This window comes from Shinella sp. OV683 (genome assembly GCF_057787725.1).
In genome coordinates this window covers 4,383,281-4,405,180 of the sequence record NZ_CM173543.1, presented here as the reverse complement: position 1 = coordinate 4,405,180, position 21,900 = coordinate 4,383,281, and the positions used below count along the sequence as shown (strand labels likewise).

General features: G+C 60.8%; 21 protein-coding genes and 1 pseudogene. 15 read left to right on the top strand and 7 right to left on the bottom strand.

Going from position 1 to position 21,900, the window contains the following annotated elements; all coding sequences use genetic code 11:
• The first annotated feature begins 41 nt into the window (after nucleotides 1-41).
• A complete protein-coding gene (locus ACXHRN_RS21265) occupies nucleotides 42-626 on the top strand; it encodes a TetR/AcrR family transcriptional regulator (RefSeq protein ID WP_488638291.1) in 585 nt (194 codons plus the stop codon).
• 6 nt (nucleotides 627-632) lie between these two features.
• Here ACXHRN_RS21265 and ACXHRN_RS21260 read toward each other — a convergent pair whose 3' ends face one another.
• The 3 genes from ACXHRN_RS21260 to ACXHRN_RS21250 form a co-directional block, all read right to left on the bottom strand.
• A complete protein-coding gene (locus ACXHRN_RS21260; RefSeq protein ID WP_488638290.1) occupies nucleotides 633-1,163 on the bottom strand; it encodes a gluconokinase in 531 nt (176 codons plus the stop codon).
• A complete protein-coding gene (locus ACXHRN_RS21255; protein ID WP_488638289.1) occupies nucleotides 1,132-1,893 on the bottom strand; it encodes an SDR family oxidoreductase in 762 nt (253 codons plus the stop codon). The genes ACXHRN_RS21260 and ACXHRN_RS21255 overlap by 32 nt, the downstream gene beginning before the upstream one ends.
• A gap of 168 nt (nucleotides 1,894-2,061) precedes the next feature.
• On the bottom strand, nucleotides 2,062-2,871 hold the full coding sequence (locus ACXHRN_RS21250; protein WP_488638288.1) for a helix-turn-helix transcriptional regulator: 810 nt from the start codon (nucleotides 2,869-2,871) through the stop codon (nucleotides 2,062-2,064).
• 179 nt (nucleotides 2,872-3,050) lie between these two features.
• Between ACXHRN_RS21250 and ACXHRN_RS21245 the strand changes: the two genes are divergently transcribed.
• The 5 genes from ACXHRN_RS21245 to ACXHRN_RS21225 all read left to right on the top strand — a co-directional run bounded on the left by ACXHRN_RS21245 (nucleotide 3,051) and on the right by ACXHRN_RS21225 (nucleotide 8,012).
• Nucleotides 3,051-4,178, top strand: coding sequence for an ABC transporter ATP-binding protein (locus tag ACXHRN_RS21245; protein ID WP_488638287.1), 1,128 nt, complete (start codon nucleotides 3,051-3,053; stop codon nucleotides 4,176-4,178).
• Entirely contained in the window at nucleotides 4,175-5,332 is a 1,158-nt protein-coding gene (locus tag ACXHRN_RS21240; RefSeq protein WP_488638286.1) for an ABC transporter substrate-binding protein, read from the top strand. Before ACXHRN_RS21245 ends, ACXHRN_RS21240 begins: the two co-directional genes overlap by 4 nt.
• 229 nt (nucleotides 5,333-5,561) lie before the next feature.
• On the top strand, nucleotides 5,562-6,428 hold the full coding sequence (locus ACXHRN_RS21235) for an ABC transporter permease (RefSeq protein WP_488638285.1): 867 nt from the start codon (nucleotides 5,562-5,564) through the stop codon (nucleotides 6,426-6,428).
• Nucleotides 6,425-7,249, top strand: a complete 825-nt coding sequence (locus ACXHRN_RS21230) for an ABC transporter permease (RefSeq protein WP_488638284.1) — start codon at nucleotides 6,425-6,427, stop codon at nucleotides 7,247-7,249. Before ACXHRN_RS21235 ends, ACXHRN_RS21230 begins: the two co-directional genes overlap by 4 nt.
• Before the next feature lies 1 nt (nucleotide 7,250).
• Nucleotides 7,251-8,012 carry an SDR family NAD(P)-dependent oxidoreductase gene (locus ACXHRN_RS21225; RefSeq protein WP_488638283.1) on the top strand — a complete coding sequence of 254 codons (762 nt, stop codon included), beginning with the start codon at nucleotides 7,251-7,253 and terminating at the stop codon, nucleotides 8,010-8,012.
• Between the two features lie 9 nt (nucleotides 8,013-8,021).
• On the opposite strand, the gene ACXHRN_RS21220 is transcribed toward ACXHRN_RS21225, so the two are convergent.
• Together ACXHRN_RS21220 and ACXHRN_RS21215 are read right to left on the bottom strand one after the other, a co-directional pair.
• Nucleotides 8,022-9,041: an Ldh family oxidoreductase gene (locus ACXHRN_RS21220; RefSeq protein WP_488638282.1), complete on the bottom strand. Its 1,020-nt coding sequence runs from the start codon at nucleotides 9,039-9,041 to the stop codon at nucleotides 8,022-8,024.
• 77 nt (nucleotides 9,042-9,118) lie between these two features.
• Nucleotides 9,119-10,048: a dihydrodipicolinate synthase family protein gene (locus ACXHRN_RS21215; RefSeq protein WP_488638281.1), complete on the bottom strand. Its 930-nt coding sequence runs from the start codon at nucleotides 10,046-10,048 to the stop codon at nucleotides 9,119-9,121.
• Between the two features lie 119 nt (nucleotides 10,049-10,167).
• Between ACXHRN_RS21215 and ACXHRN_RS21210 the strand changes: the two genes are divergently transcribed.
• The 8 genes from ACXHRN_RS21210 (at nucleotide 10,168) to ACXHRN_RS21175 (ending at nucleotide 18,920) form a co-directional block, all read left to right on the top strand.
• On the top strand, nucleotides 10,168-10,860 hold the full coding sequence (locus ACXHRN_RS21210; protein WP_488638280.1) for a GntR family transcriptional regulator: 693 nt from the start codon (nucleotides 10,168-10,170) through the stop codon (nucleotides 10,858-10,860).
• 45 nt (nucleotides 10,861-10,905) lie between these two features.
• Entirely contained in the window at nucleotides 10,906-11,940 is a 1,035-nt protein-coding gene (locus ACXHRN_RS21205; RefSeq protein WP_488638279.1) for a trans-3-hydroxy-L-proline dehydratase, read from the top strand.
• 232 nt (nucleotides 11,941-12,172) lie between these two features.
• On the top strand, nucleotides 12,173-12,559 hold the full coding sequence (locus ACXHRN_RS21200; RefSeq protein WP_488638278.1) for an ester cyclase: 387 nt from the start codon (nucleotides 12,173-12,175) through the stop codon (nucleotides 12,557-12,559).
• Between the two features lie 152 nt (nucleotides 12,560-12,711).
• Complete coding sequence (locus ACXHRN_RS21195; RefSeq protein ID WP_488638277.1) at nucleotides 12,712-13,320, top strand: TetR/AcrR family transcriptional regulator; 609 nt, start codon at nucleotides 12,712-12,714, stop codon at nucleotides 13,318-13,320.
• Between the two features lie 48 nt (nucleotides 13,321-13,368).
• The gene (locus tag ACXHRN_RS21190; RefSeq protein WP_488638276.1) at nucleotides 13,369-14,499 is read left to right on the top strand and encodes an efflux RND transporter periplasmic adaptor subunit; all 1,131 of its coding nucleotides are present in this window, start codon (nucleotides 13,369-13,371) and stop codon (nucleotides 14,497-14,499) included.
• A 30-nt stretch (nucleotides 14,500-14,529) separates the two neighbouring features.
• The gene (locus tag ACXHRN_RS21185; RefSeq protein ID WP_488638275.1) at nucleotides 14,530-17,679 is read left to right on the top strand and encodes an efflux RND transporter permease subunit; all 3,150 of its coding nucleotides are present in this window, start codon (nucleotides 14,530-14,532) and stop codon (nucleotides 17,677-17,679) included.
• A 60-nt stretch (nucleotides 17,680-17,739) separates the two neighbouring features.
• Nucleotides 17,740-18,258, top strand: coding sequence for an antitoxin Xre/MbcA/ParS toxin-binding domain-containing protein (locus ACXHRN_RS21180; protein ID WP_488638274.1), 519 nt, complete (start codon nucleotides 17,740-17,742; stop codon nucleotides 18,256-18,258).
• The gene (locus tag ACXHRN_RS21175; protein WP_488638273.1) at nucleotides 18,255-18,920 is read left to right on the top strand and encodes an RES family NAD+ phosphorylase; all 666 of its coding nucleotides are present in this window, start codon (nucleotides 18,255-18,257) and stop codon (nucleotides 18,918-18,920) included. Before ACXHRN_RS21180 ends, ACXHRN_RS21175 begins: the two co-directional genes overlap by 4 nt.
• 42 nt (nucleotides 18,921-18,962) lie before the next feature.
• On the opposite strand, the gene ACXHRN_RS21170 is transcribed toward ACXHRN_RS21175, so the two are convergent.
• A complete protein-coding gene (locus ACXHRN_RS21170) occupies nucleotides 18,963-19,994 on the bottom strand; it encodes an SAM-dependent methyltransferase (RefSeq protein WP_488638272.1) in 1,032 nt (343 codons plus the stop codon).
• Nucleotides 19,995-20,012: 18 nt separating this feature from the next.
• A pseudogene (locus ACXHRN_RS21165) lies at nucleotides 20,013-20,274 on the bottom strand (DUF1295 domain-containing protein); the annotation flags it as partial.
• A gap of 267 nt (nucleotides 20,275-20,541) precedes the next feature.
• Between ACXHRN_RS21165 and ACXHRN_RS21160 the strand changes: the two are divergent.
• A complete protein-coding gene (locus ACXHRN_RS21160) occupies nucleotides 20,542-21,552 on the top strand; it encodes an alpha/beta hydrolase (protein WP_488638271.1) in 1,011 nt (336 codons plus the stop codon).
• The last annotated feature ends 348 nt before the right edge of the window (nucleotides 21,553-21,900 follow it).

The following is a 21,900-nucleotide window of genomic DNA, read 5'->3' as shown; positions in this document are numbered from 1 at the left end:
GCGGTCGCCCGACTCCGGAGGTGGCTTCGGAGCTCACCGTCATGATCGTCGACGTCGCGCTCGAGCTATTCAAGCAGCAAGGCTACAAGGCCGCCTCGATCGACGAGATCGCCAAGCAATGCCAGACGTCCAAGCACAGCATTTACCGGCGCTTCGCCAGCAAGGATGTGCTGTTTGAAGCTGCCGTCGCCAAGGACCGGCAGAAGATCCTCGACAGCATTGGCAAAGTCGACATCGACAGTGACGATGTGCTGGCGGCATTACGCGACACGGCGCATGCAATCTTCGAGATCGCGGTGTCTCAAGGCAGCGCCGACCTTTACCGCATGTGCATCGGCGCCATTCCGCGCTTTCCCAATATCGGCGCGCAGTTCCTCGCTGGTGAAAAACTGATCCGCGATATTCTCGAGCCGTTGATCATCAAAGCACAGCAGGCGGGATTGCTGAAGCACGGCGACTCCCGGCGTCTGAGTGGCCAGCTGCATTTCACGACCGTTGGCGAAATCTGGTCACGGGCATTGCTCGGCGAGGCCTATGTCGGCAATGCCGAGAGCCAGGCCGATCTGTTCGAGGCCAATTGGCAGCTATTTCTGCACGGTGCCGCAGCAGATAGGCGTAGGCCTTGAATCGCCTCACTGTCCCAATGCAATTGCTTCGAGTGTGCGTTCCGCAACATCCCGGGATGTCCCCGATATATCGACTGTGATGACATCAGGCTCTTCCGAAGGATCCTCCAATGTCGCCAACTGGCTCTTCAGCAGTGACAGCGGCATGAAGTGACCCTCCCGGCGCGCCATTCGCTCGGTCAGCAGTTCCTCCGAGCCCTTGAGAAAGATGAAGGTCAATGGCTCCTTGGCAAAGCTGCGCAGCCGGTCGCGATAGATCTTCTTCAGCGAAGAGCAGGAGACCACCAATCCGTGGCCGTCAGCCTCGGCGATGCGAGCACCGATGCGGTCGAGCCAGGGAAAGCGGTCTTCGTCGTTCAGGGGAATGCCCTGCGCCATTTTCTCGACATTGGCTGGCGGATGCAGCGCGTCGCCCTCGATGAATTCAAGCCCGAGATCAGCAGCAACGGCTTCGCCGACCGAGGTCTTGCCGCAGCCGGAAACGCCCATGACCACGTAGATGGGTTCAGAGCGCTGTTGTGATGCCACCGTCGACATAAAGCATGTGTCCATTCACGAAAGAAGAGGCCTTGCCGGCCAGGAAAACGGCCGCACCGACCAGTTCTTCGACATCGCCCCAGCGGCCTGCCGGCGTGCGCTTCTCCAGCCAGCCGGAGAACTCGGCGCTGTCGACCAGCGCCTGGTTGAGCGGCGTACGGAAATAACCCGGGCCGATGCCATTGATCTGAAGGCCGTATCTCGCCCAGTCGGCGCACATGCCGCGGGTGAGGTTCTTCACCGCGCCCTTGGTCGCCGTATAGGGCGCGATCGATGGCCGCGCCAGCTCGCTTTGCACTGAGCCGATATTGATGATCTTGCCGGCTCCGCGCTTGATCATATGCCGCGCCACCGCCTGGCCGGTGTAGAAGACGCTGGAGATGTTGGTGCGCAGCAGCTCTTCCCACTTGTCGGCGGGAAAGTCCTCGAGCGGCGAGCGAAACTGCATGCCGGCATTGTTGACAAGGATCTCGATCGGTCCGATCTCGCGTTCGATCCTGTCGACGCTTTCGCCGACGGATGCATTGGTAACATCGAAGGCGGCGCCGAAAGCCGCGTAACCCTTGGCGTTCAATGCCTGCACGGCCTTCTCGACCTTGGCAGCATCGCGGCCGTTGATCACCACGCGGGCGCCATGCGCTGCAAGGCCCTCCGCCAGCGCAAGCCCGATGCCCTGGCTGGAGCCGGTGACGAGCGCGAGCTTGCCGCCGAGATCGAAGAGATCAGACATGAAATCGGTTCCTCCAGTCAGTCCTGTATCTGCAATTTGGTCATGAGACCTCAGCGGCGCCAAGTCAAACCATCAATGCTTCCAAGGCTTGAGATGTGCCGACTGAATGTATGTTGTCGACAATATTTTCAACTCTTGGCGAGCAGGTTCTGGGAGGACAGCGCCCAATCAGCCAGCTTCGCCGCCGCGCGCATTCAGGCTATCGAGGTAATGGGACATCAGCTGTGTCTGTGAAGAGATGCCGAGCTTGCGGTAGATGTTGCGGCGATGGACCTTGACGGTGCCGGTGGCCACGCCGAGCCTGAGCCCGATCGATTCCGAGGAGTGGCCCTGCAGCACCAGTTCGATGATCGCCTTTTCGCGCTCGGTGAGGTTCTTGTTGGCCCAGGCGCGCGCCGCCGTGGTCTTCGAACTATTCTTCTGCCTGGCGATGCGGCTGTCGAAACGCTGCGAAAGGCCGCGCCAGTGGGTCTGCAAGATGGCACTCACAAACGGTGCCGCTTTGCGCAGCAATTCATGCTCGGCAGGCTTGAATGCCCCCGTCGTTTCACTGCGCATCAGTGAAACGACCACAGTCACGTGATCGCCGACCGGCACGAAGAAGCCGATCTCTTCGGAGAGTCCGGTCTGGATGTAATAACTGCGATAATATTCGCTGGCATAGAAGCGATCAGGGGCCAGTTCGCGCATCCGCCAGATCCCGGGTTTCGGCAGAGTTGCAGCGCTGTAGAAGGGATCCAGCAGGTAGGGGCCTTGCTGGTAAAGCCGCACGAAAATGTGGTATTCCTCGTCGTTGAAGGTGGAGTAGAGATCGAGCGGCCGCTCGTCGTAGCGATAAGCGAAGGTCACCGAATAGTCGAAGACCACCAGTGCCTGCAGCATCTCGACGACAGTCTTGCCGATCTCGGCATCCGATCGCTCCGCACCGCTGACCAGCCGGGCCGCGGCTTCGAAAAAGCGTTCGAAATCAACCCGCAATGATCCGTCCTCCGCGCAAAGTCGTTCTACTCCCCAAAACGACCTTTTTCTAACGCAGTACCACCTTCGGGGTATATACCCCAAGAGCGGTATTTGAGTAGTCTTGGCGTTGACGGGGCATAGAATGGCATCGAAGAATGCCGATAAAGACAAGCCGCGGGGAACTCTGAGTGAATGTAATGTCCGAATTCGATGTGGAATTCCGGGCTGTCAGCAAGCTGTATGGCAATGTGACCGCCGTTACCGATATCGACCTCAAGCTGGAGCGTGGTGCTTTCGTCGCTCTCCTCGGCCCATCCGGCTGCGGCAAGACCACCTGCCTCCGGATGATCGGCGGCTTCGAGCAGCCCTCGACCGGCGAGCTTTGGGTCGGCGGCCGGCCGATGCAGGGCGTTCCGTCCTACCGCCGCCCGGTCAATATGGTGTTCCAGCACTATGCGCTGTTTCCGCATTTCGATGTCGAGACCAACATTGCCTATGGCCTGCGCCAGATCCGGCCGAAATTGTCCGACGCCGAGGTGATGCGCCGGGTCGGCGAAGTGCTCGAACAGGTGCATCTCGAAAAGTTCAGCAAGCGCCGTATTCACGAAATGTCGGGCGGCCAGCAGCAGCGTGTGGCGCTGGCACGCGCCATCGTCAACAAGCCACGCGTATTGTTGCTAGACGAGCCGCTGGCGGCACTCGACAAGAAGCTGCGCACCGCCATGCAGATGGAACTGCAGAACCTGCATCGCGACCTTGGCATCACCTTCCTGCTGGTCACCCACGACCAGGAAGAGGCGCTGTCGATGAGCGACCGGGTCTGCGTCATGAATGCTGGCAGGATCGTCCAGTTTGCCAGCCCGCAGGAAATCTACGACAACCCCGCCGATCTGTTCGTCGCCGATTTCGTCGGCAAGACCAACAAGGTCGTGGCATCCATCGAGACGGTCGATGGCAAGGCCGGCATGGCCCGGCTTGAAAATGGTGGCGTGGTGATCTTGCAGAAGCAGTCGGGCCTGACAGGTGGCAAGGTAACCCTGTCGATCCGCCCCGAAGCCATCACCCTTTCATCGACGAGATCCCAGACGCATGCAGATGCGCTCAAGGGCAACGTTACCCATAGGATATTCCTCGGCTCGTCCGTTGAATATTCCATCTCCGTGCCCGGCGTCGGCGGCATCCTGGTCATTGCGGACCGGGACGCGGGCGGACCCGCCGAACTCTTCGAACCGGGCGCCGAGGTGGAATTGCGCATCAAACCGAATGCGCCGCATGTCTTTAGCAGTGAAGCATCAGAACCACAAAACAAGGGAACACAACGATGACGAACAGCAGTGACAACAAGACGATTACCCAGAAACAATTTGCCGACGAATTGATGCGCTTCAAGAAGGGCTCGGTCACCCGCCGCCATTTCCTCGGCGTGACCGGTCTTGGACTGGCGGCCAGCGTGCTCGGCGGCCGCACCGGCGTGATGGGCTCGCCAGCTTATGCGGCCGATCTCGGCACCCAGATGTCGATCGCCACCTGGCCGAACTACCATGACCCGGCAACGTTCGATGCCTTCACCAAGAAGACCGGCGTTGCCGTCGAGGTCAATGTCTTCGGCTCGAATGAAGAAATGCTCGCCAAGCTGCAGGCCGGCGCGTCGGGCTGGGACCTGTTCGTGCCGACCAACTACACGATCTCGACCTATCACAAGCTCGGCCTGATCGATGAGCTCGACCTCGCCAAGCTGCCGAACTTCTCGCCGTCGACCGAGAACCAGCGCTTTACCCATCAAGGCACGATCGACGGCAAGACCTATGCAGTGCCGAAAAACTGGGGCACCACCGGCATCGCCTTCAATTCCTCCAAGATCAAGACCCCGGTCACTTCGTGGAAGGATTTCTTCGACATCGCCCAGGGCGAAGCCGACGGCCGTGTCATGGTGCACGACTACCAGCTCACCACCATCGGCAATGCGCTGGTGGCGCTCGGCTATGGCTTCAATTCGATCAAGGCGGATGAACTGGCCAAGGCCGAAGAACTGCTGATCAAGGTCAAGCCGCATCTCTTCGCCATCAATTCGGACTACCAGCCGGGCATGCGTGCGGGCGATGCCTGGATGACGATGTGCTGGACCAATGACGGCGCCCAGCTCAACCGCGATGTGCCGGAGATCAAGTTCGTGCTCGGCAAGGATGGCGGCGAGATCTGGTGCGATTTCTACGCGATCCCCAAGGATGCCGCCAACAAGCCGGCCGCCTATGCCCTACTTGATTACCTGATGACGCCGGAAGTCGCCGTCAAGGAGCACATCTTCAACGGTGCGCCGACCACGGATTCGCGCGTTCTGGCGCTGCTGCCGAAGGAAGTGACGTCCAACCTGATCGTCTATCCCGACGAGGCATCGCTGACGCCGCTCGAATTCGGCGCTGCCGTGACACTCACCGACCCGGCTCGCGCCGAAGTGATGGCGCGCTTCAAGTCGGCTTGAGGTGGTTGGAAAAATGCCCGCAGCGATCGTGATGGAAATGAGCGCTTGCGGCCTGCTCCCTCTTCTCCCCGGCGGGGAGAAGTGCCGAGCAGCGAGGCGATGAGGGGGCGCGGCAACCGATGTCGGCAAAGGCCCCCTCATCCGACCCTTCGGGCCACCTTCTCCCCGCTGGGGAGAAGAGGGAGCCAGGCATTCGGCGCCGGGCAACAATGAACCGCTGAAAGAGACGATGACCACAGCACTCGACAGACGCAAGCACATGATCACCGCAGGTCTGATGGCCCCGGCGGCGCTGTGGCTGCTCGTCTTCCTGGTGCTGCCCTTCATTGCCATCGTCGTCTTTGCCTTCGGCGAGCGTGCGCCGGAAGGCGGCTATCAAGCGGCCTTCACATTCGCCCAATTCGCCAACCTGCCCGCCCGCGCCACTGCCTTCTGGAACACCATGCTGCTGGCGCCGGCCGGTGCCTTCATCTGCCTGCTGGTCGCCTATCCCGTCGCCTATTATCTGGCGATCAGGGCTGACCGCCGCTATCGCCTGCTGCTGGTGTCGCTGGTGGTCGTGCCGTTCTGGACAAGCCTGCTGGTCCGCACCTATGCCTGGATGTTCATCCTCGGCTCGCGCGGCATCCCCAATCTGCTCTCGATGATCGGCATCGACGATGTCAGATTGATCAATACGCCCTTCGCCGTCATGGTTGGCATCGTCTACGGCTATCTGCCGCTGATGATCATGCCGATCTATGTCAGCCTCGAAAAACTCGACCGGCGGCTGATCGACGCCTCCTCCGATCTCGGCGCCAACCCGGTCACCACCTTCTTCAAGGTCACGTTGCCATTGTCCCTACCGGGCGTGATGACGGGTGTCGCACTTGTGACGATCCTGCTGCTGGGCGAGTATTTGATCCCGCAATTGCTCGGCGGCGGCAAGGTGTTCTTCATCGGCAATGCGCTGGTCGATCTCTTCCTGCAATCGCGTAACTGGCCATTCGGCTCGGCAATCGCCGTGACGCTGGTGGCCGTCGTGGTGCTGGTGCTGCTGGTCGCCATGCGCATCGCGTTCCGCATCGCCGGCACCAAACAGGTGGATCTGATATGAGGGCGCTGGTCACATCGGTCTATCTGTTCCTCTACGCGCCGATCGCGCTGGTCGTGCTGTTCTCGTTCAATGCCGGTCGCAACGCCTCCGATTTCACCGGCTTTTCCGTCGAATGGTACGGTAAGGCCTTCACCAACCGCTTCCTGCTGGAAGCGCTGCAGAACTCGCTGATCATCGGCCTCGTATCCGCCAGCCTCGCCGCCGTCTTCGGCACGATGGCGGCGCTCGGCATGGAGCGGATGAGCGCCCGGACCCGCACCATTTTCGATGGGCTGTTTGCCGCCGCCATCGTTGTCCCGGGCGTGGTGATCGGAATCGCAACGCTGGTGGCGCTGGTGGCCGTATTCGGCGCCATCAACCCGGTGCTTGCCAGCCTGTGGCCCTCGGAACATCCGCCGAAACTCGGCCTCGGCTATCCCTCGATCATCGCGGCCCACGGCCTCTTCTCGCTGGCGCTGGTGACGATGATCGTCAAGGCGCGCGTCGCAAGCCTCGGCCGCGATATCGTCGAGGCATCCAGCGACCTCAACGCCACGCCGTTGACTACATTCCGCCAGATCGTGCTGCCGCAGATCATGCCGTCCGTTCTCGCAGGCTTCCTGCTGGCCTTCACCTTCTCGTTCGATGATTTCATCATCGCATTCTTCGTGGCTGGCTCGAAGACGACGCTGCCGATCTACGTCTTCGCGTCGATCCGCCGCGGCGTGACGCCGGAGATCAATGCGATTGCGACCTCGGTGCTGGTGGCATCCCTGTTTCTCATTGGCACTGCGCGCTTCCTGATGCGCGAAAAAACCACTCGTATGGCTGACGGTGAATGACATGATCCTCAAAGACAGAGTTGCCATAGTCACAGGCGCCGGCTCAGGCATCGGCAGGGCAGGGGTGCAGATCATGGCCCGCGAAGGCGCATCCGTTGTCATCTTCGATCGCGATGCAGATGGCGCCGCCGAAACAGTCGAATTGATCAGGACCGAGGGAGGCACGGCCGAGGCTGTCGCGCTCGATGTCACCGACGACGCTGCATTGACCGAAGCCATTCATGCGATCCACGCCCGCTACGGCCGGATCGACATTCTCCACAATCACGCCGGCGCGCAGGTCGAGGGCAATCTCGAAGATGTCAGCCTTGAAGGGTTCGACCGCTCGTGGGACCTGAATGTACGCGCGCATTTCATGGCAACGCGTGTGGCGGTGCCGTTCATGAAGGCGGCCGGTTCAGGCGTGATCCTCAACACCTCGTCCAGCTCCGGCATCCTCTATGATCGGGAGATGATCGCCTACACCACCACCAAGCACGCCGTCATCGCCATGACCAAGCAGATGGCCGGCGACTACGCCAAGTCAGGCATTCGCGTCAACGCGTTATGCCCCGGTTGGGTGGATACACCGTTCAACGAGCCCTTTATCCGCCAGGTGGGCGGCCGCGATGCGATCGAAGCCTATATCAAGGCCAAGGTGCCGATGGGTCGCTGGGCCGACGTCACCGAGATCGCCGAGCCCATCCTGTTCCTCGTCTCCGACCGCTCGTCCTACATCACCGGCCAGATCCTGGTTTGCGATGGCGGCGAGACGGTCTCTTGATTTCGGCCTCTATTGCGGCAAGTGCGCCTTGAGGTCTTCGTAAAGCGCCTTGGGAATATCGACACCGTTCTTCAGGCTACGCTCCCGCGCCTCGTAGCGACGCTGCGAGGGCAGGCGGGCGCCCTGTCCGATGATGGCGTCGAAGAGGAGTTCGGCCCGATCGAGATTTGCGGCCATCGCCCCACCTAGGAAAGTGGCCGGGTCGAGCGCGATGATCAGCTCGCCATGCAATGGGGCGGCTCCCGCGCCATTGTCGAACTTGATCGATTCCATGCTCATCATATCGCCGATCAGCGGCCCGGCGAGCAACTCGACCATGGCCGACAGGGCGGAGCCCTTGTGGCCGCCAAAGGTCAGCATCGCACCCTTGAAGACCTCCAGCGGATCGGTGGTCGGCTGGCCCTCGGCATCGATGCCCCAGCCCAGCGGCAACGGCTTGCCTGCGCGACGATGCAACTCGATCTCGCCGCGCGCCGTGGCACTCGTGGCAAAATCGAACACGAATGGATAGGTGTTCGGGCGCGGCCAGGTAAAGGCGATGGGATTGGTGCCGAACACCGGCTTGGTGCCGCCGGCAGGCGCCACCCAGGCGTGGCTCGGCGTCATCGCAAGACCTGCAAGCCCGGCCGCGCCGATTTGCTCGACCTCTGGCCACAGCGCTGAAAAATGGAAGCAATTGTTAATGGCCAATGCAGCGATGCCCTGCGTCTTGGCCTTCTCGATCAGCACCGGCAGGCCCTGCTGGAACGCCAGCAGCGAAAAGCCGTGCTTCGCATCGACCTTGACGATTCCCGGCGCAACATCGGTCAATTCCGGCACAGCCTTGGGATCGACCTTGCCGGCCTCCATGGTCTTCATCACGCTCAACACGCGATAAAGCCCATGCGAATGGCACTCGTCGCGCTGGCCGGCAACGACGATGTCGGTGATGGCGCGCGCATGCGCCTCGCTCAGCCCGGCGCCGATCAATATGCGATGGCTGAGATCATCGGCCTCGGCCAGAGTGAGATGAACGGTGTCGTCAGCCATGCGAAGCCCCTTGGTAAAACCGAAAATTTCGGGCGGCTTGCGCCGCCCGTTTGGATGATCGTGTGACTGTTTCAGGTTCAGGCGGCGCGGTCGAGGCCGACGTCGGGGAGAACCGGACGGTTCTTCAGCGCCTCGTCCATGATCTTCCTGACATAGGCTTGCTCGGACTCGGTCAGCGCCAGGCGCGGCGGGCGGGTCAGTGCCGAGCCACGGCCCATCAGCTCTTCGCAGAGCTTGATGCACTGGACCAGATCCGGGCGCGCATCGAGATGCAGCAGCGGCATGAACCAGGCATAAAGTTCGAGCGCTTCGGCATAGCGGCCGGCCTTGGCGAGGCGGAAGAGCGTTTCGCCTTCCTTCGGAAAGGCATTCGACATCCCGGAAATCCAGCCGACGGCGCCGAGCATGACGCTTTCGACCACGGTGTCGTCGAGGCCCGCAAACAGCACGAAACGATCGCCGGCCATGTTCTTGACGTCGGTGAAACGCTTGGTGTCGCCCGAGGAATCCTTGAAGCAGACCACTGTGTCGCAATCGGCCAGCGATACCAGGATTTCCGGGGTGACGTCATTCTTGTAGATCGGCGGATTGTTGTAGATCATCACCGGCAGGTCGGTGGCCTTGGAGACGGTACGGAAATGTTCGGCGGTCTCGTGCGGCTTGGAGGAATAGACCAGCGCTGGCATGACCATGACGCCATCGAGGCCGACACGTGCGGCTTCCTTGGCGACTTCGGTGGCGCTCTGGGTGGTGAATTCGGCAACACCGCAGATCACCGGCACGCGGCCCTTGGCAACATCTTTGGCCGCTTCCATGACCGCGATCTTTTCGCTCCGCGTCAGCGACGTGTTCTCGCCGACCGTGCCGCAGACGATCAGGCCGGACACGCCGTCGTCGATAAGATTGCCGAGCACCTTGCGGGTTGCGTCGATGTCGAGGTCGAAATTGGATTTGAACTGCGTGGTGACTGCGGGGAACACGCCCGACCAGTTGATTTTCGGCGCCATCGGGAAACTCCTCTTTCGGCTTGCATTGGGATAATGTAGATTGTATAAAATATGCAATGTCAAGAGCGAATGTCGAAATCCCCTATACGAGGCCCCCTGTGCTGAGGTATCAATCTCGAATGGACGACACCAATTCCACGCGAAGCGCACCTGTCAGGAAATCTCTCCAGCATCGGACGATCTCGTCGGCGGTCGGCGACGAACTGCGTCAGCGGATACTGGACGGGACGTTCAAATCCGGTTTCCAGCTCCGCCAGGATGCGCTGGCCGATGAGTTCGGTGTCAGCCGCATCCCCATCCGCGAGGCACTGATGCAGCTTGAGGCCGAGGGGTTGGTCAAGATCCATCCGCATCGCGGCGCCATCGTCTCGGAGCTGTCGATCGCCGAGATTGATGAGCTGTTCGAGCTCCGTGTCATGCTGGAACCCCGACTGCTGAAACTCTCCGCACCAAAGCTGACAGCCGGCGATTTCGCCGAGCTCAGGGCAATCCTCGAGGACTACAATAGCGAGCTCAACGCCAAGCATATCAGCCGCTGGGGCGAGCTCAACACCAAGCTGCATATGCTGATGTATGCGCACGCGGAGCGGCCGCGCTCGGTGGCGTTGGTCGCCAATCTCTTGCAGGAATGCGATCGCCACACCCGTATCCAGCTATCGCTGACCGGCAATGTCGAGCGGGCGCGCGAAGAGCATATCGAACTGGTCGAACTCTGTGCCGCCGGCAGGGTCACTGAAGCCTGCAGCCTGTTGAAATCCCATATCGAGCATGCCGGCAAGTCGCTGCGCGACTTTCTGCGCGAGCGTGCCTGAACCTATCTGCGCAGCATATCTACCGCTACTTTCCAGGGGGCAAAAATGCGATCCAGCAAAGTCATTCACATCGTCGGTTGTCATGCGGAAGGGGAGGTCGGGGATGTCATCGTCGGCGGTGTCGCACCGCCGCCGGGTGACACGATCTGGGAGCAGTCGCGTTTCATCGCGTCTGATGAAACCCTGCGCAATTTCGTGCTCAACGAGCCGCGAGGCGGCGTCTTCCGGCATGTCAATCTGCTGGTGCCGCCCAAGGATCCGCGCGCACAGATGGGCTGGATCATCATGGAACCCGCCGACACGCCGCCGATGTCTGGCTCGAATTCGATGTGCGTGGCAACAGTGCTGCTCGACACCGGCATCATCCCGATGCAGGAGCCGGAAACGAGGATGATCCTCGAGCCGCCCGGCGGACTGATCGAGGTGACGGCAACATGCAGGGACGGCAAGGCCGAGCGGATCAGCGTGCGCAACGTGCCTTCCTTCGCCGACCAATTGGATGCGACGATCGAGGTCGAGGGTCTCGGCACCCTGACCGTCGACACCGCCTATGGCGGCGACAGCTTCGTGCTGACCGATGCCAAGGCGCTCGGCTTTGCGCTGACGCCGGACGAAGCCCGCGATATCGCCGAAACCGGCATGAAGATCACTCGCGCCGCCAACGAACAGCTCGGTTTCCGCCATCCCGAAAGGGACTGGAATCACATTTCCTTCTGCCAGATGACGGCGCCGGTCGTGTTGGAAGACGGCATTTTGACCGGACTGAACGCAGTGGCGATCCGGCCGGGCAAGATCGATCGCTCGCCTTGCGGCACCGGTTGCTCGGCGCGCATGGCGGTGCTGCATGCCAAGCGGCAGATGCAGGTCGGCCAGCGCTTTACCGGCAAATCGGTGATCGGCACAGAATTCCATTGCATGATCGACTCCAACGTTTCCGTCGGAGGCAAGCCGGGTATCGTGCCGATCATTTCCGGCCGCGCCTGGGTCACTGGCACCAGACAGCTGATGCTCGATCCCTCTGATCCGTTTCCCGGCGGCTACCGGCTGTCGGATACCTGGCCGATGCCGAAGAGTGATTAGCAGGCAGTCAGTGATTAGGTTTGAACAGAGCTTCCGGATCCCCTCATTCCTGTGCTGGTCACAGGAATCCAGTGCACTCAAGTCCTTGAGTGCAAAAGACTCTTCCGCGCAGCCGACGCGACGCTGCTGGATTCCCTGCATGAGGCAGGGAATGAGGGAGGATAGGTTTGTGCCTCAAAAACAGCTACCACTGCATCTCCAGCCTGCCAGGCTATGAACGTGGAGAATTTCAGTGACGAAAGCCGAGCTCTCCGAGATCTACCGCGATTACATTGCCTGCCTGAACCGGCAGGACTGGCAGAGGCTCGGAGAGTTCGTCGATGACGAGGTGTCCCACAACAATCAGCCGCTCGGCCTGTCGGGTTATCGTCGGATGTTGGAGCGGGATTTCCGCGAAATCCCGGACCTTCACTTCGAAATTCAGCTACTGATTTCCGATCCGCCTCACATCGCGGCCAGGCTGGGCTTCGACTGCACACCTGTGGGAACGTTCCTCGGTTTGCCCGTAAGCGGCAAGAAGGTTTCGTTCGCTGAGAACGTATTCTACGAGTTTCGGGACGGCAAGATCTGGCGCGTGTGGTCGGTCATCGACAAGGCTGCCATCGAAGCCCAGCTCTAGCCGGAAACCAAGATCTATTTTCCATTCCAGAAACTGGCAGCATGCCCGCACCCCCTCTCGCCGTTGCGAAGGTTTTGCGTTGACAGTTCATGAGTTTTGATTTACGACTGACGAAATTCAAAATTCGTCAGTCGTAAATCGGAATACGTCACATGGTCGATACGCTTGAAACTCCGCTCGACATTCAGCGCCAGGAAACCGTCACAAGGATCCTGGATAGCGCGGAGCGACTGTTCCGCCACTACGGCTACGCCAAGACCAATGTCGCCGATATTGCCAAGGACCTTGGCATGTCGCCGGCCAATATCTACCGTTTCTTTGCCTCCAAGACCGAGATCCATCAGGCGATTTGCGGACGAATGCTCAACGCCTTCGTCGAACAGGCGAAGGTTGTTCTCGGCCAGAAGATCAGTGCCAAGGAGCGTTTGCGCCAATGGGTGCATGCGCAACACAAGATGACGCTTGAGACCATGCTGGACCATGAAAAGGTCCACGAGATGGTCGTCGTGGCGATGGAACGCGACTGGCATGTCATCGATGCCTTCATCAATCGCTTGCATGACCTTGAGGCTGAAGTCATCCGCGAGGGGATCGCCGCCGGCGAATTCCCCGAACAGGACGCGCATTTGGCTGCGCGCTGCTTCGGGGCAGCAACCATAATTCTCTGCCACCCGCAAATGGTGGCGCAGTGCCTTGCCAAGACCAATCGTGCCACCCCCGACGAACTCATCGAGTTCGCCCTGCGCGGCCTGCAGAAATAGGCATACGCCTTCGGGCGCCAATAAACAGAACCAATCAGGAGTGCGAAGATGTTTTCGCTCGAAACCGTATTTCTCAAGCGGGCAACCGCAGTTGGCGTTCTCTTTCTCGGGCTTGGTGTGATTGCCGGCTGCACCGAGGAGAAGGTCGAGGCCCAGCAGGTCATTCGCCCGGTCAAGGTCGTGGAAATTGCCCAGACCTCCAATATCCGCGAGCTGCAATATTCCGGCTCGGTCAAATCACGCACCGAGATGAATCTCGGCTTCCGCGTTGCCGGCAAGATCACCGAACGCCTCGTCAATGTCGGCGACCTCGTCAAATCAGGTGATGTGTTGTCGCGCATCGATACGACGGACTACAAGCTCGCGGTCACCTCGGCGGAAGCCAATCTCGCGGCGACCGAAAAGGCCGTCGAGACCGCCGATCTCGTCAACAAGCGCGCGCATGTGCTGTTTGAGAAGAACGCCATGCCCAGGGCACAGGTCGAGCAGGCACAGCTTGCTTATGACCAGGCGGTTTCCACTCGGATTGCAGCGGCGTCCTCGCTCGATCAGGCCAGAAACCAGCTGGGCTATTCCGACCTCAAGGCCGATCGCGAAGGCATCGTCACGGCGATCAATGCCGATGCCGGTCAGGTCGTTGCCGCCGGCACGCCGGTGCTGACGGTGGTGGCCGAAAACGAGAAGGAAGTCGAAATCGCCGTTCCGGAAAACGACATTGCCGGCTTCAAGCCGGGCAAGGCGGTCAAGGCCAGCTTCTGGTCCGACGACAAGCTGGTGCTCGACGGCAAGGTACGCGAAGTCTCGGGCAGTGCCGATCCGCAATCCCGGACATTCTCAGTGCGCGTCAGCCTGCCGAACGACCCCCGCGTCCTGCTCGGCATGACGGCCACCGTGGAGGCCGATGTCAGCGATGTCGCCGGCGGCGTTACCGTGCCACTCAGCGCGCTTGCCAAGAAGGATGGCGGCCAGATCGTCTGGACCGTCGACCGCAAGGGCGAGACAGTGCATTCCCGCCCCGTCAAGCTTGCCGATTTCACCGATGACGGCGTGCGCGTGGCGGAAGGCTTGAAGCCAGGCGACGTGGTCGTCGCGGCCGGCACGCAGTTCATGACCGAAAATCTCAAGGTCAAGCTGCCGACTGAATTCCTCGCGCAGGTCGCCACCCAGCTCCTGCAGTAAAACCCGATCCATCAACGCGGAACCACGCCGATGAACACCTCCAATGAAGGCAAGCAACCCTTCAACCTGTCGCGCTGGGCTATTGGTCACCCATCCATCGCGCGGTTCCTGTTCGGACTGATCATCCTCACCGGCGTGTTCGGGTTGATGAATATGGGCCAGAAGGAAGATCCCGACTTCACCTTCCGCGTCATGGTGGTGCAGGCCGTCTGGCCGGGTTCATCCATCCAGGAGATGGAGGATCAGGTCGTCAACAAGATCGAGCGCAAGCTGCAGGAAGTGCCACATCTCGATTGGGTCAAGTCGTTCACTCGTGCCGGCAGCGCCATCATCACGCTGCAGGTCAAGGGTGACACCAATTCCGCCGAGGTTGCCGACGCCTTCTATCAGGTGCGCAAGAAGGTCGGCGATATCTCCAGCGAGTTGCCGCAGGGCCTGCTCGGTCCCTATTTCAACGACGAATTCGGCGACACCTTCATCACGCTCAATTCGCTTTCGGGCGAAGGCTACTCCTATCCGGAGCTGAAGAAGTTCGCGATCCAGGCACGCGACATGCTGCTGACCACGCCCGGCGTCGAAAAAGCCGTCATCATCGGTGACCAGCCTGAAAAGCTCTATATCGACATCTCCTCCAAGGCGCTGGCAGAGCGCGGCCTGACGCTGACTGATCTGCAGAATGCCATCAAGGGCCAGAACAATGTCGATCCGGCTGGCTCGGTTGATACCGGCACGCGCTCGGTGCGCATCTCCGTCCAGGGCGATGTCGATCGCATCGACGACATCCGCAATCTCAAGCTTCGCGCTGGCGACCAGGTGACCCGCCTCGGTGATATCGCCACCGTTTCCTCCGGTCTTGAGGATCCCTATCAGCGCAAGTTCCGCTTCAATGGTGCCGACAGCGTCCAGATCGGCGTCGTCATGGCCAAGGGGTTCAAGGTCACCGATGTCGGCAAATCCGTCGAGGAGACCTATCAGCGCTTCCAAGCCTCGCTGCCCTATGGCGTCAAGGTCGACCAGATCTCCAACCAGCCAGAAGTCGTCACCGAAGCCGTCGGCGAGTTCATGAAGGCGCTCGGCGAAGCCTTGGTCATCGTGCTGATCGTGTCGTTCCTGTCGATCGGCTGGCGTTCCGGCTTGGTCATCGCCATCACAATTCCCTTGGTGCTCGCGGCCACCTTCGCCATCATGTACGAACTCGGCATCGACCTGCAGCGTATCTCGCTCGGCGCGTTGATCATCGCGCTTGGCCTGTTGGTCGATGACGCGATGATCGTTGTCGAACTGATGGAGCGCAAGCTCGAGGAAGGCCTGCACAAGGTCGATGCTGCAAGCTTTGCCTACTCCTCGACCGCCTTTCCGATGCTCACCGGCACGCTGATCACCACGGCCGGCTTCATTCCGGTCGGCTTTGCGGCTTCCACCGCCGGCGAATATGTCCGGACGTTGTTCTACGTGGTCGGAATTGCGCTCTGCGTCTCGTGGTTCGTGGCCGTTTACTTCACACCATGGCTCGGCAACATGATCCTCAAGCAGCGAGCCCATGCTGGCGAACACCATGATGTCTTCGACACGCGGTTCTATCGCGGCCTGCGCGGCACGGTCTCATGGGCCGTGCGCCACCGGATCATCGTGCTGTCCATGACGCTCTTCACCTTTGCGGGCAGCCTCTGGGCGTTCCAGTTCATCCCGCAGAACTTCTTCCCGCAGTCCTCGCGGCCTGAAATCCTCGTCGACCTCTGGCTGCCTGAAGGCACCAGCATCAAGGAAGTCGAGACCCAGGCCAAGGCGCTGGAAGCCAAGATGGCTGACGACAAGGACAAGAAGTTCATCGCCACCTATATCGGCGAGGGCGCGCCGCGCTTCTTCCTGCCGCTCGACCAGCAGTTGCGCAATCCGAATTTCGCCCAGCTGCTGATCATGGCCAATGACGAACCGGCCCGTGAGCGGCTGATCACCAAGCTGCGCGGCATCCTCGCCCAGGACTTCCCCTCGATCCGCGGCAAGGTCGACCGCCTGTTCCTCGGTCCGCCCACCGGCTGGCCAGTGCAGATGCGCGTCATCGGTCCCGATCGGGCCGAAGTGCGGGCAATTGCAGACAAGGTGAAGGCGAAGTTTGCCGAGAACCCGATGCTGGCGGCAATCCACGACGATTGGCTTGAGCCGGTGCCGGCCATGAAGCTGGTCATCGACCAGGACCGCGCCCGCGCCCTCGGCGTCACCTCGCAGCGCATCCGCCAGATGCTGCAGGCCTCGATGTCCGGTGCCCCGCTCGACGATTTCCGCGATGGCGAGGAGACCGTGTCGATCGTCGCCCGCGAGCCCGACGCCAGCCGTCATCTGCTCTCGGCCGTGGATTCGGTCTATGTGCCGACCGACTTCGGTGGCTTCGTGCCGCTCTCGCAGGTCGCCAAGGTCGTGCCAGTGCTCGAACAGGGTATCGAATGGCGCCGCGACCGCCTGCCGACGATCTCGATCCGTGCAACGCTGCCGGATGGCATCCAGTCGCAGGATGTCGTGACCAAGCTGTTCAACGAGCTGAAGCCGCTGCGTGACAGCCTGTCTGCCGGTTACAAGGTCGAGATCCAGGGCGGCGCGGAAGATTCCGCCGAAAGCCAGGCCTCGATTGCCGCCAAGGCGCCGGTGATGCTGGCGATCATCGTCATCCTGCTGATGGCGCAGCTCCAGCATTTCGGCAAGGCCATGCTGGTTCTGGCCACCGGTCCGCTCGGTATCATCGGCGCGGCGGCTGCGCTGTTGATCAGCGGCGCGCCTTTCGGCTTCGTTGCCATCCTCGGGGTCATCGCACTGCTCGGCATCATCATGCGCAACTCGATCATCCTCGTCGACCAGATCGACCAGGATATCGCCACGGGCATGGAGCGATCCGAGGCAATCATCGGCGCAGCTGTCCGGCGTTTCCGCCCGATCGTGCTGACCGCAATGACGGCAGTTCTGGCCCTGATCCCTATCTCGCGCGGCGTGTTCTGGGGACCACTAGCTTACGCGATGATGGGCGGCATTCTGGTTGCGACGGTGCTGACCATCCTCGTCCTGCCGGCTGGTTATGCGCTGTTCTTCGGCCGCGAACCGAAGAAGAAGGATACGACGCCGGAAACGACGGAAGGCGAAACACCGGAATCCAAGGCCAACGTCTATCCCCTGCCGCAAGCTGCCGAATAGCTGTCGCTTGAAGTTTGTCCAGATCTGGACTATGTTCAAGTCTGGACAAAGGAGATATCCATGGTAGCGCGAGCAGTCAGGCAGGTTGAGGCGGGTCCGCAGATCCTCGATCAATCGCGGTTCTCGGCCGCAAACCGCAAGCGCATCAGTGGCCCGGCACTGCGCACGTTCCTCGCGGTAGCCGACCTCTGGAACCTCAATGAGGAGGAGCGCCGCCTCGTTCTCGGCCTGCCGCCGCGCTCGACTTTTCACAATTGGTGCCAGAAGGCTCGCCAGCACGGCGACGTGTCGCTCGACGTCGATGTGCTGCTGCGCATTTCAGCTGTTCTCGGCATCCATCAGGCGCTTATCGTGCTGTTCGGCCAGGAGGCCGAGGGCGTAAAGTGGCTGAAGACGGCGCATCATTCGCTGACCTTCGGCGGCCAGCAGCCGATGGCATTCGTCACAAGCGGTACGCAGGACGGCCTGATGACGGTGCGCCGCTTCCTCGATGCGGCTCGGGGTGGCGTTTACATGCCGCCGAATGCGATCGATGTGGATTTCCAGCCATACGAAGACAGCGAGATCGTTTTCCGGTGAGCGCGTTCGCCGCAGCGCCGGTTCCGGCCTATCGGCTGATTCCGTCGCAGTTTCCGCCCATCGGCCTGTTCGATACGGTGGCAACGACGGCTGATCTCGAGGCGGTGCTGGAACTGGTCGGCTGGACCAATGACCGGCTGGTGGCTGAGCGCGTTCGCCGCCTGCCGGACAGCCAGTGGCCGCTGGGCGTTGCCAATGCCAGCATCATCATGGCCTCGTTCCTGCATGTCGCGCCGACCGGCATGCGGTTCAATGGCCCGGAACTTGGCGCATGGTATGCCGGCGATATGGTTCGCACCTCGGTCGCCGAAGTCGCCCATCACCTCAGGCGCGAAGCCGTCGCCATCGGCACCGACCGGATGTCGCGTAAGTATCGCTGCTATACGTCGACATTGCTCGGCGACTACCGTGATATCCGCAGTATGCAAGCGACCTACCCCGACGTCTATTCCTCCAGCGACTACACGGCATCGCAGGTCTTCGGAGAACAGGTTCGCGCCAGAGGCGAGGCGGGCATCCTCTATGACAGCCTGCGCTACAAGGGCGGCTGCTCCGTCGTCGCCTATATTCCGAAAAATATCACCGATGTCCTGCAGACCGACCACTATGAGATCACCGTCACCGCACAGTCGCGCCGCATCGATGTGACCAGGCTGAGCTAGCTTCCTTTCGGGACATCGCTGCGCTGCCTGCCGTCATTGCCTTCAGGCCGCGACCGGTTTCAGGCGATAGTGGCCGACGCCCCATTCCTCGCCATCGGCATGGCCAAACAGTCCCGCCGTCGCCAGGAAGAGCAGGCGCCAGCGGCGGCGCCAGAGCGAGGCGTCGGCGCCGTAGACGTCGCGCAGGATCGGCTCGATCTTGTCGAGATTGGCGTCGAAATTCGCCAGCCAGTCCATCGCAGTCCGCTGATAGTCGGTGCCCGACCAGCGCCATTGCTGCTCGACCTCGAAGAGATCCCTGAAGCGGTGCGGCAGGTCGAAGGCCGGCATGATACCGCCGGTGAAGAAGTGATGGGAAATCCAGTCGGCGGGGTCGCCGTGGTCGAAGCGGTAGGAACGGTTGCGATGCGTAAACACATGCATGAACAGCCGCCCTTCCGGGTTCAGCCATTCGCGCGCCCGCTCAAGCAGGATCTGCCAGTTGGACATATGCTCGAACATCTCAACCGAGACGATCCGGTCGAATGTCTTCTCCGGCGTGAAGACATTCATGTCCCGGGTGAGTACATCGAGATTGGACAGCCCGCGCGCCGCAATCTGGCTTTCGATATAGGCACGCTGCGAGGCCGAATTGGAGACCGACATGATTCGTGCATAGGGAAAATGTGCGGCAAGATAGAGCGACAGCGAACCCCATCCACAGCCAAGTTCGAGAATGGTCTGCCCGTCCTGGATATCGGCATGCGCGACTGTCTCGGCCAGCGCCACCATTTCGGCCTGTTCGAGCGTCGTGGTCTTGCTGGGATAGTGGCAGCAGGAATATTTGCGCTGCGGGCCAAGCACCGGCTCGAAGAACTCGGCCGGCACTTCGTAATGCTGGGCGTTGGCCTCGCCCGTATGGGTCGCCACCGGATAGTATTTCATTGCCGTGGTGAAGGCCGCCTCGGTTTCATCCGGCACCAGGCTGAGGCGCCGCTTGGTACGGCCGCAGAGATAGTCGATGCCCGCAAGTGTCAGGCTGTCGGGGAGGGGCGTCCGTTCGGCGGCGTCGATAGCAATTGCAAGAATATTCATGACCGGCTCCTCAACTCATCAGCTATGCATCGTTGATTTTGTGACGTGGACCGGGAAGAAGGCGTTGACCCGGAATTGCAGCGACCGGAATGCTTCGCCTCGTGATTCTAGCATATATGCCTCCAGGGGTGGAATACCCGAGACATGGACAAGCAGAAGATACATGAGGACAGACGCAAGTAACGCAACCCAGCCCCAGGGGTGTGCCGGAGAGATCGATTGCCAGGAGCGGCCAGTTGCACCAACCGAACCACTCGAAGAAATAGTTGGGATGCCGCGAGGCGACGCTCAAGACTTGGTCGACTGTTGTGACTCTGGCTGATCTTGCCGTGGGGCACGGTCTTGTCAGGCACCGCCGCGACGGTCGGCTTCCGGTTTGTCCGCTACTTCACAAACGGCTGAATTCACTTCTCTTTGAGCGACGTGATCGGGTGCAAACAGAGGGCTGCGGTTGCCGGCCAACCACTATCCTGCCTTGACATTAGCGGAGCTTGGGCCAGACTTTGCATTGGCGTCAGGCCGCGCAGGCATTTTGGGGAGGATTGTCATGACGAACTATCAGGCTTTGATCGACGACGAGACCTGGGCGTTCATCGACCGTACCAATTCCTTCTATCCGCCCGATACGATCGACTACACCATCGTCCAGCAGCGCGAAGTCTATGATCGCATGTGCCGCGAGTTTTTCTCGGGCTATCCGGATGGCGTCTCTGCCGAGACCAAGGAGATCAAGGCACCCGACGGCCACAAGATCCCTATCCGCCGCTATCGCGCCATGCGCTACGATACCCATGCCTTGGTGTTGTATTTCCACGGCGGCGGCTTTGTCGTCGGCGGGCTCGAAAGCCATGACGACGTCTGCGCCGAGATTTGTCATCGCACCGGCTACGAGGTCGTCTCGGTCGATTACCGGCTGGCACCCGAGCACAAGCACCCCGCATCCTTCGACGACTGCATGACAGCCTTCAAATGGGCAGCCGAAGCCTATTCGCTGCCGATGGTGCTGGCCGGCGACAGCGCCGGCGGCAATCTCGCCGCAGCCCTGACGCATCGCACCCGCAATCATCCGCGCAAGCCGATCGGCCAGATGCTGATCTATCCCGGCCTCGGCGGTGACACGTCGCGGGGATCCTACGTCACCCATGCCGAAGCGCCGATGCTGACCATGCGCGACCTGATCTTCTACAAGGATATCCGCACCGGCGGAAAGGACGTCTCGCGAGATGTCTCCTATATGCCGCTCGTCGATAGCGACTTCTCCAATCTGCCGCCGACGATCATCATTTCAGCCGAATGCGACCCGCTGTCATCGGATGGCGAGGCTTATCGCGACCGAGTGCTGGCCGCCGGCGGCAAGGCGTGGTGGCATGAGGAGGCCGGGTTGGTGCACGGTTATCTCCGAGCCCGCCATTCGGTGGCGCGGGCACGGGAAAGTTTTTCGAGGATCGTTGACGGCATAAAAGCGCTGGGGCGGAAGGAATGGACGCATTCGCATCATGCACCGGTCGATCCGGCGAAGATCAGGGCTGCGGCTGAGGTGGTACATCCTGTGGATTGAGGGCCGATGGACTCGAAAACCGAAAAGATAGGAAAGGGATATGGGTTTATCCTGCGGCCTGCCGTTTTGGATCGGTCATTGCAAGCAGCCGGATTGTCGATTGATACATACCTTGTTCGTGGGCCGGGAAAGCGGCTTTTCGATGCGCATTTTTGGCCACCGAACCCGAATGTCGGATACGAGCGGCTATACGTCAGTGTGGGTGCAGTAAGAATAGACCGTCTGCCCGAGCTTCGCGCCGAAGCAGAAGGACTGGCACTGACCAGGCTCATGGAGTGGATTTCCGGGATCATAGCGCTCGACGCGGCATCGCCAACACGACGTGAGCCACAGTCGATCACATTGATA